Raw genomic sequence first — 17,201 nt, forward strand, 5'->3', positions numbered from 1 at the left:
TGGCATGGTCTTTGCTTCAGTACAAGGATGGACTGCCGCCGGCAGCCAGTCCCCAGGAGGCTCGATTGGTCTACCCCACGCAAGAACTGCGCCTGCGCCAGCAGATGGCGCTGGCGCCTCGCCTGCAGCAATCCGTCAAGCTGCTGCAGATGACCGCGCTGGAATTCACCACGGCAGTGGAACAGGCCTTGGCCAGCAATCCATTCCTGGAGGATCCCGACGAGCTGGAGGACGACCTGCCGGCCGCCGCGGAGGGCTTTCCTCCTGCTGACCCGCCCCAGCCCGCGCCGCTGGAGCCTGCGCCCCAGGATGATCTGCCCCCGCCTGATGCTCCCGCCTATTCCGGCGACTACCCCACGCGCGCGCAGGGCGACGGCCCGGACCGGGACCAGGGATTGTGGGTCAGCGCACCCATATCGATGAGCCAGCGCTTGTCCCAGGAACTGGGCAACTATCAATTGCAGGCGCGCGACCGCCTGCTTGCCGAGTACATCATCGACGCGCTGGATGACGACGGCTATCTGCGCACGCCGCTGTCCAATCTGTGGGAAGACGCGCCGCGCGGCGCCGAGCCCGTTCCGGATGAATGCGAATGGATGACTGCGCTGCGCCTGGTCCAGCAATTGGATGCACCGGGCCTGGCCGCGCGCGATCTGGCCGAGTGCCTGACGCTGCAGCTGGCGGCGGCAACCGGCATCAGCGACGAGTTGCGGACGCTCGCCCTGCGCATCGTGCACGAGCAACTCGAGCGGCTGGCCCGCAACGACTGCGTCGGCTTGCGCCAGCAGCTGGGCTGCTCCGAGGACGCCTTGCGCGAGGCCTGCGCGCTGATCCGCAGCCTGGACCCGAAGCCCGGCGGCCGCTATAGCGCCGAAGCGCCTGTCTACGTCGTACCCGACGTATTCGTCGACAAATGGCAATCGCGCTGGCGCGTGCTGCCCAACCGCAACGCCATGCCCCAGGCGCGGCTGCACCAGACCTATGCCGAATTGTTCCGGCGCGCTCGCCTGGACGACCGCAGCCCCATGGCCCAGGAGCTGCAGGAAGCCCGCTGGCTGGTGCGCAACGTCGAACAGCGCTACATCACGATCCAGCGCGTGGCCGAAGCCATCGTCAAGCGCCAGCAGACCTTCTTCGAATATGGCGACGTGGCCTTGCGGCCGCTGATGCTGCGCGAGGTCGCGGATGACCTGGACATGCACGAATCCACGGTGTCGCGCGCCACCGTCGGCAAGTACATGGTGACGCCGCGCGGGGTGTTCGAGTTCCGCCACTTCTTTTCGCGCGAACTGGCCACCGACACCGGCGGGTCCTGCTCCGCCACGGCGGTGCGGGCCCTGATCAAGGAGATGGTCGAGGCCGAGGATCCGGCCATGCCGCTCTCGGACGTGGCCTTGACCCAGCAACTGGCGGCCAGCGGCATACTGCTGGCGCGGCGCACGGTATCCAAGTACCGCGGGCAATTGCGCATGCCTCCCGCGGAACTGCGCCGCCGTCACTAGGCCGGCGCCGGCCAGGGCTTGCGCGGACTAGTGGCGGGACTCCTGCCCCGGCCTGCCGGGCGCGCTGTCCAGCATGCCCTGCACGCGCTCGGTCAGCTTGTCCAGCTGGAAGGGTTTGACGATCAGCTCCAGCCCCTGTTCAAGAAAGCCCTGGCCGCGCGCCGCGCTTTCGGCATATCCCGTCATCAGCAGCACGCGCAGGCCGGGACGCGCCACGCGGGCGGCGTCGGCCAGTTGCCGGCCATTGAGCCCCGGCAGCCCCACATCGGTTACCAGCAGGTCGATGCCGCGCGCGGATTGCAGCAGGTCCAGGCCGGCCTCGCCGTCCACCGCCGTCAGCACCTCCAGGCCGAGTTCGGCCAGGCATTCGCGCACCATTTCCCGCACGTTCGCATCGTCTTCCACCACCAGCACGACTTCCTTGCGCGCTGCGCCGGGCGTAGCGGCCGCCGGGCGTTCGCCATCCTGCACGCTTTCGGGCGCGCCGTCGTAGCGCGGCAGGAATAGCCTGACCGTGGTGCCCACGTCCACCGTGCTCTCCAGGCTGGCCGCGCCGCCAGCCTGCCTGGCGAAGCCGTAAATCATGGACAAGCCCAGCCCGGTGCCCTGGCCCAAGGGCTTGGTGGTGAAGAACGGGTCGAAGGCGTGCGCCAGCACGTCTGGCGGCATGCCGCAACCCACGTCCGTCACCGATACTTCCACGTAGCGTCCCGCATGCTCTCCGGCGCAGAGCGACAGGAGCGGATCGTGCGGCTCCACATTACGCGCGGCAACCGTCAGCGCGCCGCCGTTCGGCATGGCGTCGCAGGCGTTGATCACCAGGTTCAGCATGGCATTCTCGAACTGGTTCTTGTCGCAGCAGACCGCCCACAATTCCTGCGGCAGGTCCAGCCGCAGGGCCACGCGTTCGCCGGTGTAGCGGTGGAACAGCGCCACCATGGACTGCAGCGCGGAGGCCACGCAGAACGGCTTGGGGTCAATGGGCTGGCGGCGCGAAAAAGTCAGTAGCCGCTGGGTCAGGTGCGCCGCCCGGTTCGCCGAATCCATGGCGACGTCCACGAAACGCAGCGCCTGTTCCGGCGCGCCGGCCGTGATCTTGCGTTGCACCAGGTAGAGCGCGCCCGAGATCCCCTGCAGCATATTGTTGAAATCGTGGGCGATGCCGCCGGTCAGGCGTCCCACCGCTTCCATCTTCTGAGACTGCCGCAGCGCGTTCTCGGTGTCGCGCAAGGCCTCGGCCTGCTGCTTCAGGTCGGTGTCGTCCCGCCCCGTCATGTACAGGCTGTCCTGGGTCCAGGACATGCTCCATGTAATCCAGCAATAGCCGCCCTCGCGCTTGAGCAGGCGGTTTTCCAGATGCCTTGCGCCGGGACGCGGACCCGCGTCGCCCGAAGACCAGCCCCAGGCCGCCAGCGTCGCCGCCAGATCGTCCGGATGGATCAGGTCGGCCAGCGCCAACGACATGAACTGCTCAGGGGTCCAGCCTAGAATGGGCCGCACCGCAGGGTTGACGCTGACGAAGCGCCCTTGGCGGTCGACCACCGCAAGCAGTTCCGGCGAAAGGCGCCAGATCCGGTCGCGCTCCGCGATCGCGTCTTCCACGCGCTGTTCCAGCATGCGCGAATACTGTGAACGCTCGACCGCGCCGCACATGCGCTCGGCCACTTCCTCGAGGAAGGCGATATCGCTGTTCTTGAGCCTGCTGCCCGATGCGGGACACGCCAACATCGCGCCGGTATGCCGGCCCCAGCGCCGCAGCGGCACGACGATGGCCCACGGTCGGATCTCGCCGCCGGCTTCTCCCAGCAGCGGCGCCAGGTATGTGGTGCGCCCCAGCCGCAAGGCCGCGTGATAGTCATCGCCCAAGGCATCGAGCGTGTGCGGCGGCTGGCCAAGCAGCGTGGACCCCGGGGGCCAGACCGAAGATATGGCGGGAGCCTGGTCTTCGCCCTGCGTATCCAGCACCGCCATCTGGCCAAGCGCCAGATGCAGGCACAGCCCTTCGCACGCGGCCTGCTCTATGTCCTCCTGGCGATGCAGCTCGCGCATGCGGTCGCCCAGCGCGCCGAGGTAATTCTTGCGGTGCTGCCCTTCCCACAGCTCGGCCTCGGCCCTCTTGCGCGCCGTCACGTCCAGGAACAACGCCATCATCCTGTCGGTTCCGTCCTTGCGCGCGCGGGCCTCGTACCAGGCCTCCGTGGGCGCGGGCACCATGAACTCGAACTGGGCCGGCTCGCCGGTCTCGATGACCTGGGCGAACGTATCCATGATCTGGCCGGGCACGCCGGGAATCATCTCGCGCAGTGTATGGCCCAGGGTATCGCCTTCCTTCATGCCTGTCTGGCGCTCGAAGGCGGGGTTCACCTCCAGGAAGCGGAAATCGACGATGCGGCCGGCGTCGTCGCGCAATGCCTCACTGAGAAAAAACGCTTCCTGCATGCCGGCAAACATGGCGCGCCAGCGTTCGCCGCTCTGGCGCAGCGCCAACTCCGTCAGATGGCGTTCTATTGCCAGGGCGGCGCTACGCGTGACCAGCGCGATCGCGTCGATATCGTGGGCGGAGGGCGAACGCACCACGCCGTAGTAATTGGAGAAGACGCCCAGCAGACGGCCGTCAGGCGCCTTGATCGGGGTGGACCAGCAGGCCCGCAGGCCGTGGGACAAGGCCAGGTCGCGCCAGCGCGCCCAACCGGGGTTCAAGGCGATATCTTCGACGTAGACCGGGCTGCCGGTGTATGCGGCCTCGCCCCAGGACGCGCTGTCCGGGCCGATAACGGCCTTGTGCACCGCGCTGTTGTAGGCGGCCGGCAGGCTGGGCGCGGCGCCATGCACCAGAAAGCCGCCGCTTTCATCCACCAGCGCGATGGAAGTGCGCAGTTCCACGCTGGACTGCGCCTCGATGGCATGCAGCACGTGCTCCAGCACCTCGGCCAGCGGCATGCCGGCGGCTATGCGCTGCAACATGATGCGCTCGTCTTCCAGGCGGGCAAGCGTGTCCGTCCAGGGTAGCGCCACTCGGTCCCGCTTGGTCAGCATGTCGGCCCCCTTGCCCCTAGACTGTATTGCGGCAATGGCCGCGCAGCCGAAACGCTAGGTAACGCGACGCTACGGTTAGCGCGCGGGAGACGGACGAATCAAGCGTCCGTCTTCAGCGGTGCACGCTCCAGCCGCAGCGCCTGCAAGGCTTCGGGCTTGTCGACCAGCACGCATTGTTTACCGGTGCGGGTGCAATGGTCCTTCACGCGCCAGTAGGCGCCGTGGCTTACGCAACCGGTCTGGCAGATCACCAGGTCCGCGGCCACCAGGCTGGCTTCCAGCGTGTCGTCATCGGCATCCGCGCCGCCATCATGGCCGAGATAGCGCCCGCCGGCCAGTTCGACCGCCTTGCGCGTCAGCGCCAGGGCCACCGCGTCCTCGCCCACGCACAGCACCGCCTTCTCGCGCAGCACCACGGCTGACGGCGCGGGACGCCAGGCAGGAGGTTCCGCGAGTGTTTCGAGTTCACGTGCGGCAGCGCCGGTCCGCCCTTGCCAGGCCAGGCGTTCACGCATGAGCGTCTGCACGCGCTCCATCAGCTGGGCGACGCTGCGCGCCAGCGCCACGCGCTTGGGCAGGCCTGGAATGGAAGTCTCCAGCGTCTTGCGGTCTTCACGCGCCCAAGCCAGCGCCGTGTCGCGCACGATGACGGCTGCGCGCAGGCACATGGCCTCGCTCTCCAGATACAGGATGCGCGCGGCCTGCGCTGCCAGGAGCCGGCTGCAATGCGCTTGCGCCTGCCCGTAGGCGGCGAGCAGCGCGGCATGTTCGCGTTGCAGGTTCTGGCTGTCGGGAGAGGTAGGATTCATCGCGGCCCTCGGAACTGGATGGGATGGCGCTCACCGAGCGTGCCGCAAATTATAAATGAGAATTACTAGCTTTTAGGCTATCCTAGGATATGCCCCGCCCCACCGCGGCGGATGCCGGCACGCGGCCCGTGCGCTTGTACAGGCCGGCGCTGATCGCCAGCGCCAACGCGAGCAGCCCGCCGGCCATCGCGGCCACGCCGGGCCACTGGCCCGTGGTCCAGAAGTGTCCGCCCAGCGATCCGAGCACGCTCGATCCCACGTAGTACACCAGCAGATATAGCGACGCCGCCAGCGCCTTGTAGCCGCGCGCCATCTGTCCGACCCAGCCGCTGGCGACGGCGTGGGCCGCGAAAAAGCCGAAGGTGAACACCACGATCCCGGCGATCAGCAGAGGCAGCCAGTTGGACAGCGTCAGCAGCAACCCCGCCAGCGCCAAGCCGGTGGCGGCCGACAGCATCGCGCCGCGTCCATGGCGGTCGGCCAGGCGGCCGAACCAGGTCGAGGCGAAGATGCCGACCAGATAGACCACGAAGATGAAGCCAATGAAGGTCTGGCTCAGCGAAAACGGCGGCAGCAGCAGGCGAAAGCCCACGTAGTTGTACACCGTGACGAACGCGCCCATCAGCAGGCCGCCCAGCGCGAACAGCCCGCACAGGGGGCCATTTTTCAGGTGCGAGGCTGCGCCTGCGCGCACATCGCCCCACACGCCAGCCCAGCCCCGGCCTCGCTGGGGCGCGAACCTGCGCGACGCAGGCAGCAGCCAGACGAACAGCACCGCCGCCACGATACCCAGGAGGCCCAGCGTGCCCAGCGCGGCGCGCCAGCCGAAATGATCCGACACCAGGCCGGTGATGACGCGGCCGGACAAGCCGCCGAACGCGCTGCCGCCGATGTACAGGCCCATGGCGAAACCCAGCGTTCCTGGCTCGACCTCTTCGGCCAGGTAGGCCATGGCCAGCGCCGGCACGCCGCCCATGGCCAGCCCTTGCAGCGCGCGCAGCGCCAGCAGGCTGTGCCAGTCGGGCGCGGCGGCGGCGATGGTGCCGAGCACGGCGGACGCGAACAGCGACAGCGCCATGGCGCGTTTGCGCGGCACGGCTTGTGAAAACAAGCCCACGAAGAAGATGGCGACGGCCAGGAAAGCGGTGCACAGGGACAGCACCAGGCTGCTCTGCGCGGGTGACACGCCGAACGCATGGGTGAACAGCGGCATCAGCGGCTGCACGCAATACAGCAGGGAAAAAGTGGAGAAACCGGCCGCGAACAAGGCCCACTGGGCGCGCCGCAAACCGGGCGTGCCGCGGGCGAGATGATCGGTGGAAGCAGAGACAGGCTCCGCCGGCGCGGACGCGGCGGTTGGGGATGAGGGACTGGCTAATGGGGCAGACATCGGGATTCTCGAGAACAGCGGGCATGCAGCCCACGCCACCAAGGTAGACTTTTCCCCTGCATATGTCCAATATATGAAAGTCATCCCGACCATATTTAATAACGATGGAATTGCGCCACCTGCGGTATTTCACCGCCGTCGCCGAAGAGCTGCACTTCACGCGCGCCGCCGCCAGGCTGGGCATAGGCCAGCCGCCGTTGAGCCAGCAGATCCAGCAGCTGGAACGCGAGATCGGCACCCCGCTGTTCCTGCGCCTGCCGCGAGGCATCGCGCTGACCGAGGCCGGCGCCCAGTTCCTGGAAGACGCCCGCGCCATCCTCGCCAGCGCCGACCGCGCCATCGACACGGCCCGCCGGCTGGGCCGCGGGGAACGCGGAGCAATCACCGTGGGATTCACGGCGTCCGCGGTGTTCCACCCCTACCTGCCCCGCGCCATCCGGGCGTACCGGGACCGGTATCCCGACGTGCGCGTCACGCTCACCGAGAGCAATACGGTCACGCTGCTGCGCGGCCTGCGCGCCGGCGACGTCGACGTGGCCTTCGTGCGGCCTCCCTATGTGCTGGACCCGGAGTTCGAGTCCGAGCGCGTGCTGGACGAACCCATGCTGGTGGCCCTGCCGCCAGACCATGCGCTGAGCCGCAAGCGCAGCGTGCCCATCGCCGCGTTGGCGGACGAGGACTTCGTGCTGTATCCGCGCCCCATCGGCGCGGGCCTGTACGACGCCATCATGTCGGCGTGCCAGCGCGCCGGCTTCGTGCCGCGGGTCATCCAGGAAGCGCCGCAGATGGCCTCCATCGTGAGTCTGGTGGCTGCCGGCGTGGGCATTTCGGTCGTGCCTGCGGCGATGCGGCACATGGGCGCGCAAGGCATCGAGTACCGGCCCATCAAGGGCGACGCGCCGCACGCCCTGCTGGACATGGCCTACCGCCGCCACGACCGCTCGACCGCGGCGGGCAACGCCGTGGACATGCTGCGCGCGCTGGCCCACCCCTAGGCCGCGCTACGGTATCGCCCTGTCGCGTTTGTCATTTTCTGTAAGATCAGCGTCCGGGCCGCAATGTAAATTTGGCGCGCGCGGCGGTCCGTCCCTGTCCAAGGACACGGCGTCGCGCGATTCCAACCTGTACAAAGGTGAAATAGTGCGACGTACCCTTCTGGCCTTGGCCATCGCGACGATCCCCGGCCTGGCCGCAGCCGCCGGACTGCCTTCCTCCATCGGTTCCGTGACCGTCTACCAGGACCGCGCCGTCGTGACGCGCGCCGCCAGCAGCGAGCTGGCCGCCGGCGAACACGAGCTGGTGCTGGAGAAGCTGCCGGCCAGCCTGCAGGAAAATTCGCTGCAAGTCTCGGCCAAGAGCACCGGCCAGGCGACATTGCTGGACGTGAAGGTGCGCGACGCCTATCAGGCAGACACCGCCAACGAGCGCGTCAAGCTGCTGGAGGAACAGGTACGCAAGCTGCAAGGCCAGCAGGCGCTGCTGGACGACGAGGCCGCGGTGCTGGACAACCAGCGCGAGCTGGTGCTGATGATGCAGCGGGGCGCCACCGAACCGTCGAAGGACGGCGCGCGCCTGACGCTGGACGAACTGAAGGCGATCCAATCGCTGAGCGCGGACTCCCTGGCCAAGTCGCTGGCCGGACTGCGCCGGGTGGCCGAACAGAAAGAGGTGCTGGAGCGCGAGCTGACCGCCTTGCAGAACCAGCTGGATCAGCTGCAAAGCTCGCTCAACCGCCGCACCAAGACCGTCACCCTGCGCGTCAACCTGGCCCGCGCGGGCAAGCTGGACCTGAACGTTTCCTACGCCGTGGCCGGGGCCCGCTGGACGCCCGCATACGATGCGCGCCTGCGCCCGGCCGATCGCAGCGTGGACCTGGGTTATTTCGGCGTCATCCGCCAGGACACCGGTGAAGACTGGAACAACGTCAAGCTCACGCTGTCCACCGCAAGGCCCTCGCTGGGCGGCGGCGCGCCCGCGCTGCAGCCGTGGATCGTCGACGTGGCCGCCCCGCCGCCTCCGCCCCGCCCGCGCCCCAGCCCCGCGCCGGTCGCGGCAGCCAGGCAAGAAGCCGAAGCCAAGATGTCGCGCCAGCGCGTCCAGTCCTTCGAGGACGCCGGCGCGCCGGTCGCCGAGATGATTCCCGAGCCGCTGGAGCAGGCGACCGCCCAGGTGCAGGCCGAAGCGACCAGCGCATCGTTCCAGATCAAGAGTCCGGCCACCCTGCCGTCCGACAATTCCTCGCAGCGCGTGGCCATCGCCACGGCCAAGCTGCCCGCCACGCTGCAATACCAGTCCACGCCGGCGCTGCGCGAAGCCATGTTCCTGACCGCGCACGCCAGCAACAACACGGAATTCCCCTTCCTGGCCGGTTCGCTGAACACCTTCCTGGACGACGCCTTCGTCGCGGCCAGCTCCATGAAGGCGGTGATGCCCGGCGAGAAGCTCGAATTGGCGCTGGGCGCCGACGAAGGCATCTCGATCAAGCGCCAGCTGGTCAACCGCTATACCGAAAGCACCGGCTTTTCGGGCAGCGGCAAGCGCGTGACCTACGAGTACAAGATCACGGTCAAGAACAACAAGGCCACCAAGGAGCAAGTGTCGTTCAAGGACCGCCTGCCCATCTCGCGCAACGAGAAGATCGTGGTCAAGCTGTTGTCGCCGGCAGACCGCGAGATCAAGCGCGAGGAAGACGGCAAGCTGGTATGGGACTGGGAAATGGAGCCCGGCAAGTCGCGCGAGACGGTGCTGAAGTTCTCGGTCGACTATCCGGGCGACATCGAGGTGTCCGGCATCTGACGCGCTCAGCGCATCTGGAACGCCTCTTGGTGAAACAGCTCGCTCACCGGCATGCCGCGCCGGTGCAGCCCGTCCTTCAAGGCATCGGCGAATCCCGCCGGGCCGCAGAACCACACGCTGGGCCATGCCGCGCCCGGCTTGTGGTCCGCGGCCAGCTCGGCGGCCGTCAGCGGCCGCTGGGTATCGCTGTAGCGCACATGCAGGGTCACGTTCGGCACGCGCGCGCATAGCGCTTTCAGGTGATCCGCGAACGGCGCGTCGTCGGCGTTGCGGGCGCAGTAGTACAGGGTCGCGACCGGTGCGGTATCCGGGTCCGTCTGCAAGGATTCCATCCATGAAATGAACGGCGTGACGCCGATGCCCGCGGCCACCCAGATCTGCGGCCGCCCATCGTCGCGCTGGAAGTCGAAGCAGCCGTAAGGGCCTTCGATGATGACGTCCTGCCCCACTTGCAGGCTGCGCTGCAGACGCCGCGTGTAATCGCCCAGCGCCTTGATCGAGAACTGCACCCGGCCGGTGCCGTCGTCCGCGCCGGACACCGTAAAGGGATGCGCGCCCTCGCGCCGGTCCGCGGTCAGGAAAGCGAACTGCCCGGCGCGATGGTGCCAGTTGCCCTCCACCCTACAGGTCAGCGCCAGGATGTCGTCCGAAAGATGGTCGATGGCCAGCACCTGCCCCCTGTAGCGGCGCCCGCGTCCGATATTGCCGGTCAGCGCCATGACGGCGCAAACCGTCCCCACCGCCGTGCACAGCGCCACCAGCCAGCCGGCGGGCTGCCACCACCAGGCGGCCGGCGTCAGGACCACGCCATGGAAGGCGACCACCAGGAAGATCACCGCGGCGATGCGGTGGACCTGGCGCCAGATGTGATACGGAAAGCGCCGCCACAAGGTGAGCAACACCATCGCGGCCAGGATCCACACGGCCCATTCGCCGATGTCCTTGGCGGATCCGCGGAACACGTCCAGCAAAGCGGCCGCGCGCGGCGTCTTGGGCACGGGGTCGAACAACGCCAGCAGCAGCGGCTTGCCCAGCTTGATCAGGTAATGCGCCGCCGCCAGCGCGGCAGCCAGGATGCCGCTCCATTTGTGCAGCCGGTACATCTTGTCCAGCCCGCCCATCCGCGTTTCCAGCCACATGGGGCGCACCGCCAGCAGCATGATCAGGGCCATGACCGCGTAGGCGCCCAGGCCCGTCAGCAGGATGAGCTGATCGCGCGCGGTCCAGACGTTGAGTTCGGCCGGCGGTTGCGCCCAATAGGCGCCGGCCCAGGCCAGCAGGGAAATCAGCAGAACAGCGGCCAGTATGCGTCGCATCGGTTCATCGCTCCATCTTGGGGACCGCGCCACCGTGCGCAGCCCGCATGAAGCCATGGTAAATCCGCCCGTGGGGGCAATTTTCCATGCGCGGGCGCAGTCTTGATCGGGGTCAAGTCCGCCGACAATCGGGAGGGCCCGCAGGAGCCCGGCCTGCGCCAGGATACCCCATTGCGCCGCGCGGATGACTCAATGGCTGCGGCAGAATTCGAAGAAGGCGTCGGGTTCCAGCGGCACGGAAATGCCGTAGCCTTGCGCCACGTCGCAGCCCAGTTCGCGCAGCAGCTCCACGTCGCGCTCGTGCTCCACCCCTTCGGCGATCACGCGCCGGCCCAGCACGCGGCCCATCTCGATGGCGGCGGCGACCACCGCGCGCGACGCGGGCTCGCGATGCATATGGACGATGAAGTCGCGGTCTATCTTCAGTTCGGTGAAGGGCATGGCCGAGAACAGGCGCATGGAAGCGATGCCCGCGCCGAAGTCATCCATCGCCAATTCAAAGCCGCGCACGCGCAGCAGGTTCAGCGCCGAAGACAAGGCCAGCCAATCGGTCACCGGCTCGTCCTCGGTCAGCTCGACCTTGATCAGCCGGGCCGGCAGGCCGGCCTGCGCCACGCGCTGCTCCAGCAGGCCCGGCAGGTCGCGCGAACACAATGTGGAGGCCGAGGCGTTGATCGCGATGGGCACGGCGATGTCCTCGGCATGCATGCGCTGCTGCAGCTCCAGCACCGTGTCGGTCACCCGGCAGAACAAGGTCCGGTCCAGTCCCAGCCGATGCGCCGCAGGCACGAAGTCCGCCGCCGGAATCGCGCCCAGTTCGGGGTGGTCCCAGCGCGACAGCGCCTCGGCGGCCAGCACGCGCCCTGTCGACAAGCTCATCTGCGGCTGCAGCACCACGCTCATGCCCTGCCCCGTGATCAGCGCATGGCCCAGCGCCGCCTCGATGACGTCGCGCCGAAGCGAGCGCGGCCGGGGCGAGGCGGCATCGTCCTCATCGATGCTGCGCAGCGCCGTCTTGATGGCCTGCTGCATGGCCGTGCGGGACACCGGCTTGGACAGCGCCTGCGCGGACGGACAGCCGGCCTGCAAGGCCAGCCGCACATGCGACTGCAACAGTTCATCGCTGAGGCTGCTGATCCAGATGATGGGCGGCATGCTCTTGAGCCGCCCGGCGTCCACCAGGCGCCGCAGTTCGTTCGGCAGCCGCGTGCCGTCGCCCTCGCCCGTGACGATATCGCTGATGACCACGTCGTAGAACTGGCGCGCCAGCGCGCTGACCGCTTCTATGCTGCTGCCCAGGCCGGCGACCCGGCGGAAACCCAGCGCCAGCAACACGTTCTGCAGATAGGCGCGTTCAACCGGATGGTCTTCGACGAGAAGTATCCGTCGGGTCCCGCCGGGTTCCGTTTTAGGCATGGTCTACCGTCCTACTCATATAGGGCGGGCCCCCGCAGGCGGCCGCTGGAAAACTGTGTACACCATGCTAAGGCATCTGCGCGCGCCCTGTCGTTATCGCTAACGGGTTAATGCAGCCCCATCGCCGATAGTCGTAGTATTCGCGGCATCAGCCAGACGGAGGCAGCCTTCCGTCGCCCCACGGCGCGGCCGGTGCCATAATAGATGTCTTTCTTTCCGCATCTACGGCACGGAGCTACCCTTGACCCGCATTGACGACCCCCTGCACGACCGCGAGGTCGGCGCGGCCGACTCCACCCAGGACAACACGCGCACCGACGACACCCGCATCAGCGCGGTGCGCCCCTTGATCTCGCCCGCCCTGCTGCAGGATGAACTGCCGGTGTCGGCCGAGATCCAGACGCTGGTCGAGCAAAGCCGCGTCCAGATCGCCGACGTGCTGCACGGCCGCGACGACCGCCTGGTGCTGGTGGTGGGCCCCTGTTCCATCCACGACCATGGCCAGGCCATGGAATACGCGCGCCTGCTGCGCACCGCCGCCGAACAGCACCAGAAAGACTTGCTCATCGTCATGCGCGTGTACTTCGAGAAGCCGCGCACCACCGTGGGCTGGAAGGGCTATATCAACGACCCGCGCCTGGACGGCAGCTTCCGCATCAATGAAGGCCTGCGCCGCGCGCGCGAACTGCTGCTGGACATCAGCGGCCTGGGCCTGCCGATCGCCACCGAATTCCTGGACCTGCTCAGCCCGCAATACATTGCCGACCTGATCGCCTGGGGCGCCATTGGCGCGCGCACCACCGAAAGCCCCAGCCACCGACAGCTGAGTTCCGGCCTGAGCTGTCCGCTGGGCTTCAAGAACGGCACCGACGGCGGCGTGCAGATCGCCGCCGACGCCATGGTCGCGGCCAGCGCCAAGCACGCTTTCATGGGCATGACCAAGATGGGCATGGCCGCCATCTTCGAGACCCGCGGCAACCAGGACACCCACGTCATCCTGCGCGGCGGCAAGCAAGGCCCGAACTACGACGCGGCCAGCGTCGACGCCTGCTGCGCCGCCCTGCGCGCCGCCGGCCAGCGCGAACAGGTCATGATCGACTGCTCGCACGCCAACTCCAACAAGTCGCATCTGCGCCAGGTCGACGTGGCCAACGATATCGCCGCCCAGATCGCCCAGGGCGACGGCCGCATCACCGGCGTGATGATCGAAAGCCATCTCGAAGAAGGCCGCCAGGACCTGAAGCCCGGCCTGCCGCTGCGCCGCGGCGTGTCCATCACGGACGCCTGCCTGGGCTGGTCGCAGACCGCGCCGGTGCTGGAAACGCTGGCCCTGGCCGTGCGCCAGCGCCGCGAAAAGGCCGCAAAACCGGCCTGAGAACCGCGGCTCTCGGGTCTCTTGCCGCGTACGGCCTCAGCGGCCGACGCGGTAAGGCGCCGGATCCATGTCCGGCGCCTGGCCGGTGATCATGCTTGCCAGCAGCTTGCCCGTCACCGGACCCAGCGTGAAGCCATGATGCGCATGGCCGAACGCCAGCCACAAGCCGGGATGGCGCGGCGCCGGTCCGATGACCGGCCGCATGTCCGGCATGCAAGGCCGGCAACCCATCCACGGTTCGCGCTCCACGGCCTCGCCCAGCGGCAGCAGTTGCCGCGCCAGCGTCCGCGTGCGCTCGATCTGGATCGGTGAAGGCGGCGCATCGCGCGCCGCGAATTCCGCGCCCGTGGTCAGGCGCACGCCCAGGGTCATGGGCGTCACGACGAAACCGCTTTCGATGTCCGCCACCGGGTGCGACAAGGTCGCCCCCTCTTCCAACGCGTAATGCTGGTGATAGCCGCGCTTGACCGCCATGGGGATGCGATAGCCCAGCGGGCGCAGGACGTCCGGCGACCACGGGCCCAGCGCCACCACCACGTCGCGGGCCTCGATCGGCCCTTGTTCTCCCTGCACCTGCCAACCCTTGCCTGACGGCTTGAGGCTGCGCGCGTCGCCGCGCGCCAGCACGCCGCCGCGCCGCTCGAACAAGGCCGCGTAGCCGCGCGTCACCGCGCCCGGGTCCGACACATTGACCGGATCCAGCCAGTGCACCGCGCCCGCCATGCGCGACAGCGAAGGTTCCAGCGCCGCCAGCGCCTTGCGGTCCAGCACGCGGTGGTTCAGCCCGTAAGGCGCGAGCGCTTGGGCCTCGGCCACGGCCCGGGCCAGGCCGGCCTCGCTGCGCATGCCGTCGATCCAGCCGCTGCGCCGGAACAGGTGGGAGATGCCGGCCTCGTCCTTGAGCGCGTCATGTTCGGCGACGCAGCGCTCGATCAACGGCAGCATGGCCTCGGCCGCGCGCGCCAGCCGCGACGGCGCCGAATGCCACCAGTAGCGCAGCAGCCATGGCGCGATGCGCGGCAAAAAGCGCGGGTGATAGCTCACGTCAGGCGTGTTGTTCCTGGCATAGCGCCACAGGCTGCGCCAGTCGCGCGGGAAGGCATAGGGAATCACGCTGGCCCGTTCGATCAGGCCCGCGTTGCCGTAGCTGGTTTCCTCGCCAGGGCCGCGCCGGTCCAGCAGCACCACTGTACGGCCGCGCGCCGCCAGATGCAGGGCGGTGCTCACCCCGACGATGCCCGCACCCAGGACCAAGGCGTCTGTTTTCATGCGGCGCATTCTGCGCTTGCGTGCGGTGTTCGGCAAGGGCGCGCGCGCGTAGAATCCCCGGCTGCACGCCCTGCCCTTCGCGCCCACGCTCCAATCGAGGAATACGTCATGACCAGCCCCCGCCTGCAACCCGTCACGCTCGCCGGCGAGGTCGTACGCCTGGAACCGCTGACCGCCAGCCATGCCGCGCCGCTTGCGCAGGTGGGCCTGCACCCCGAACTGTGGCGTCTGCAACCCGAGCCCGTGCAGACGCTGGACGATATGCAGCGCTATGTCGACCGTGCGCTGGCTGGCCAACGCGACGGCAACTGCCTGCCATTCGTCATCGTGCGGCAGGACAACGATCAGATCATCGGCGCGACCCGCTACATGGACATCGCGCTGGCGCACAAACGCCTGGAGATCGGCGGCACATGGCTCACGCCAGCAAGCCAGCGTTCCGGCGCCAATACCGAGGCCAAGTTCTTGTTGTTGCAGCACGCCTTTGAAACAATTGGTATCATGCGGGTTGTATTCAAGACTGAACTGAGCAATATGCAATCGCGCCAGGCCATCCTGCGGATCGGCGGCGTGGAGGAAGGCGTGTTCCGCAAGCACCTGATCGCGCAATCGGGGCGCGCGCGCGACATGGTCTACTTCGCGATCCTCGACGAGGACTGGCCGGCCGTCAAAGCGCGCTTGCTGATGCGCATGCGCCGCGCCGGTTAGCGCGCGCCTCCCGCTCATTTCGCAGCTTGTCCGGGCCGCGAGGCCTGCCCCGCACTATTGAAGCCAGTTATGCAACAGACCTACGCCGCGCCCGCGCGCCACACGATATACATCTACACCGAGGAACAGCGCGGCAACCAGCTGGTCGAGTCGCTGGTGCTCGGCATGCTCTCCGACATATCGGGGTCCGACAAACTCGTGGTGGTGCAGGATCCGCACAGCAGCCTGAAGTTCGTCTATCGCATCGATCACGACAGCAGCAATCTGGACGCCGCGGCAATCACCGAACAGGACGCGTCCCTTTTCAATGGCAAGACCTCGGTCCAGATCAACTCGATGACCTATCGCCTCGGCACGGCCGAGAACGCGATGAAATTGCTGCGTGGCAAAAACCAGTGGATACAGGACAAGGGCGCGGTGCTGTCCGTGCTGCTGCAGAACGCCGCTGCCCGCAAGACCCGCTTCGCCCCGCCCCGCATCGAGCGCGACCGCATGCGCAAGGTACCGCCGGGCGTTGCCGTCGAACACCTGCCTACATAAAAAGCACAGTATCCACAGGGCCGGCCTTATCCACAATTTCTGTGGATAAAAAAGCCTCGAACCCACGGCTGATGGCCGTTCGACCGATGCGCAACGGGCTGCTCATTTTTTGACCACTAAAAGAATGGGCGGCGCGCGGCTGCCATCCTTGATTCTTGACGCGGCGCCGCAGGGGCGATGATGATATTCTCCGCAAGCGCGCGATACGAAAAATATCGCGCTCGCGGACTCCCCCTATACAAGAAGACCCACATACAAGGAGCGGATAGCGTGTTTGCATTCGAAGGTCCCTGCGCGCAACCGCTGACGCCGGATTCGCCGTGACCATCATCATCGTCGACGACCACGGAGACTGGCGCGACACCATCGCTGAATACATCGAGGATCTGGGCCTGGGCCGCAGCATCCTCACCGCCGGTTCCCTCGCGGAGCTGGACCAACTGCTGCTCACCGTGACGCCAGGCATCCTGGTGCTGGACGCCATGCTGCCCGACGGCGATGCGCTGACCCGCGTCTCGCACCTGCGGACCTCCTTCCCGTCGATGGGCATCATCATGCTCACCGGCCGCCTCTTGAGCGAAGACAAGGTCTCGGGCCTGAGTCTGGGCGCGGACCACTACCTGACCAAGCCCGTCAATCTGGCCGAGCTTGGCGCCACGCTTGTGTCGCTGTCGCGCCGACTGCGGGTGGTGCCGGCGGGCGAAGCCGACGCCGCGGAATCGGATGCCTGGCGTTTCGATCCGTCGCGGCGCATGCTGGTATCGCCCAAGCAGGTCTGCGTGGACATCACCGATACCGAAAGCCGGCTGATCGGCGCGCTGATCCAGGCCGCGCCGCTACCCCTGTCGCGCGCACGCCTGATCGAGGCGCTGGGCGCCAGCGTGGAGGCCTACGACACGCACAGGCTGGACGCCCACATGCACCGCCTGCGCCGCAAGCTGCGCGCGCAGGCCGGCGGCGACATGGGCATACGCACGGTGTACGGCGTGGGCTATGTGTGCACCACGCCTGTGCAGATCGTCGGCAATACCAAGAACTGAAACC

13 protein-coding genes are annotated in these 17,201 nt (G+C 67.7%); 7 read left to right on the forward strand and 6 right to left on the reverse strand.

The window, feature by feature from the left end:
- Positions 1-65 precede the first annotated feature (65 nt).
- The gene (locus IB258_RS03500; RefSeq protein ID WP_054454241.1) at positions 66-1,502 is read left to right on the forward strand and encodes an RNA polymerase factor sigma-54; all 1,437 of its coding nucleotides are present in this window, start codon (positions 66-68) and stop codon (positions 1,500-1,502) included.
- A gap of 27 nt (positions 1,503-1,529) precedes the next feature.
- Here IB258_RS03500 and IB258_RS03505 read toward each other — a convergent pair whose 3' ends face one another.
- The 3 genes from IB258_RS03505 to IB258_RS03515 all read right to left on the reverse strand — a co-directional run bounded on the left by IB258_RS03505 (position 1,530) and on the right by IB258_RS03515 (position 6,737).
- Positions 1,530-4,538: a GAF domain-containing protein gene (locus IB258_RS03505; protein WP_192352155.1), complete on the reverse strand. Its 3,009-nt coding sequence runs from the start codon at positions 4,536-4,538 to the stop codon at positions 1,530-1,532.
- A 98-nt stretch (positions 4,539-4,636) separates the two neighbouring features.
- A complete protein-coding gene (locus IB258_RS03510) occupies positions 4,637-5,347 on the reverse strand; it encodes a DUF2325 domain-containing protein (RefSeq protein ID WP_192352156.1) in 711 nt (236 codons plus the stop codon).
- Positions 5,348-5,429: 82 nt separating this feature from the next.
- A complete protein-coding gene (locus IB258_RS03515; RefSeq protein WP_054454235.1) occupies positions 5,430-6,737 on the reverse strand; it encodes an MFS transporter in 1,308 nt (435 codons plus the stop codon).
- 104 nt (positions 6,738-6,841) lie between these two features.
- Here IB258_RS03515 and IB258_RS03520 point away from each other — a divergent pair, with 104 nt between their 5' ends.
- Together IB258_RS03520 and IB258_RS03525 are read left to right on the forward strand one after the other, a co-directional pair.
- Positions 6,842-7,732: a LysR family transcriptional regulator gene (locus IB258_RS03520; protein ID WP_054454233.1), complete on the forward strand. Its 891-nt coding sequence runs from the start codon at positions 6,842-6,844 to the stop codon at positions 7,730-7,732.
- A gap of 145 nt (positions 7,733-7,877) precedes the next feature.
- Complete coding sequence (locus IB258_RS03525; protein ID WP_254593298.1) at positions 7,878-9,533, forward strand: mucoidy inhibitor MuiA family protein; 1,656 nt, start codon at positions 7,878-7,880, stop codon at positions 9,531-9,533.
- Between the two features lie 5 nt (positions 9,534-9,538).
- Here IB258_RS03525 and IB258_RS03530 read toward each other — a convergent pair whose 3' ends face one another.
- Positions 9,539-10,849 carry a ferric reductase-like transmembrane domain-containing protein gene (locus IB258_RS03530; protein WP_175160516.1) on the reverse strand — a complete coding sequence of 437 codons (1,311 nt, stop codon included), beginning with the start codon at positions 10,847-10,849 and terminating at the stop codon, positions 9,539-9,541.
- Positions 10,850-11,038: 189 nt separating this feature from the next.
- Positions 11,039-12,265, reverse strand: a complete 1,227-nt coding sequence (locus IB258_RS03535; protein WP_119451551.1) for an EAL domain-containing protein — start codon at positions 12,263-12,265, stop codon at positions 11,039-11,041.
- Between the two features lie 241 nt (positions 12,266-12,506).
- Here IB258_RS03535 and IB258_RS03540 point away from each other — a divergent pair, with 241 nt between their 5' ends.
- Positions 12,507-13,640: a 3-deoxy-7-phosphoheptulonate synthase gene (locus tag IB258_RS03540; RefSeq protein ID WP_054454226.1), complete on the forward strand. Its 1,134-nt coding sequence runs from the start codon at positions 12,507-12,509 to the stop codon at positions 13,638-13,640.
- Positions 13,641-13,676: 36 nt separating this feature from the next.
- Here IB258_RS03540 and IB258_RS03545 read toward each other — a convergent pair whose 3' ends face one another.
- Positions 13,677-14,909 carry an FAD-binding oxidoreductase gene (locus tag IB258_RS03545; RefSeq protein WP_192352157.1) on the reverse strand — a complete coding sequence of 411 codons (1,233 nt, stop codon included), beginning with the start codon at positions 14,907-14,909 and terminating at the stop codon, positions 13,677-13,679.
- 108 nt (positions 14,910-15,017) lie between these two features.
- Between IB258_RS03545 and IB258_RS03550 the strand changes: the two genes are divergently transcribed.
- From IB258_RS03550 to IB258_RS03560, 3 genes are all read left to right on the forward strand, one after another.
- Positions 15,018-15,617: a GNAT family N-acetyltransferase gene (locus IB258_RS03550; RefSeq protein ID WP_054454224.1), complete on the forward strand. Its 600-nt coding sequence runs from the start codon at positions 15,018-15,020 to the stop codon at positions 15,615-15,617.
- Between the two features lie 69 nt (positions 15,618-15,686).
- Positions 15,687-16,157, forward strand: coding sequence for a hypothetical protein (locus IB258_RS03555; protein ID WP_054454221.1), 471 nt, complete (start codon positions 15,687-15,689; stop codon positions 16,155-16,157).
- 320 nt (positions 16,158-16,477) lie between these two features.
- Positions 16,478-17,197 (forward strand): response regulator transcription factor, encoded by a 720-nt coding sequence (locus IB258_RS03560; protein WP_054454219.1) that lies wholly within the window; start codon positions 16,478-16,480, stop codon positions 17,195-17,197.
- The last annotated feature ends 4 nt before the right edge of the window (positions 17,198-17,201 follow it).

It is taken from the genome of Achromobacter sp. ACM02 (assembly GCF_014851605.1).
GTDB lineage: Bacteria > Pseudomonadota > Gammaproteobacteria > Burkholderiales > Burkholderiaceae_B > Achromobacter > Achromobacter aegrifaciens.

Excerpts from the sequence above, each read along its gene's own strand:
- IB258_RS03505 (WP_192352155.1), bottom strand. The coding sequence starts at position 4,538 with ATGCTGACCAAGCGGGACCGAGTGGCGCTACCCTGGACGGACACGCTT.
- IB258_RS03510 (WP_192352156.1), bottom strand. The coding sequence starts at position 5,347 with ATGAATCCTACCTCTCCCGACAGCCAGAACCTGCAACGCGAACATGCC.
- IB258_RS03515 (WP_054454235.1), bottom strand. The coding sequence starts at position 6,737 with ATGTCTGCCCCATTAGCCAGTCCCTCATCCCCAACCGCCGCGTCCGCG.
- IB258_RS03520 (WP_054454233.1), top strand. The coding sequence starts at position 6,842 with ATGGAATTGCGCCACCTGCGGTATTTCACCGCCGTCGCCGAAGAGCTG.
- IB258_RS03530 (WP_175160516.1), bottom strand. The coding sequence starts at position 10,849 with ATGCGACGCATACTGGCCGCTGTTCTGCTGATTTCCCTGCTGGCCTGG.
- IB258_RS03535 (WP_119451551.1), bottom strand. The coding sequence starts at position 12,265 with ATGCCTAAAACGGAACCCGGCGGGACCCGACGGATACTTCTCGTCGAA.
- IB258_RS03545 (WP_192352157.1), bottom strand. The coding sequence starts at position 14,909 with ATGAAAACAGACGCCTTGGTCCTGGGTGCGGGCATCGTCGGGGTGAGC.
- IB258_RS03550 (WP_054454224.1), top strand. The coding sequence starts at position 15,018 with ATGACCAGCCCCCGCCTGCAACCCGTCACGCTCGCCGGCGAGGTCGTA.
- IB258_RS03555 (WP_054454221.1), top strand. The coding sequence starts at position 15,687 with ATGCAACAGACCTACGCCGCGCCCGCGCGCCACACGATATACATCTAC.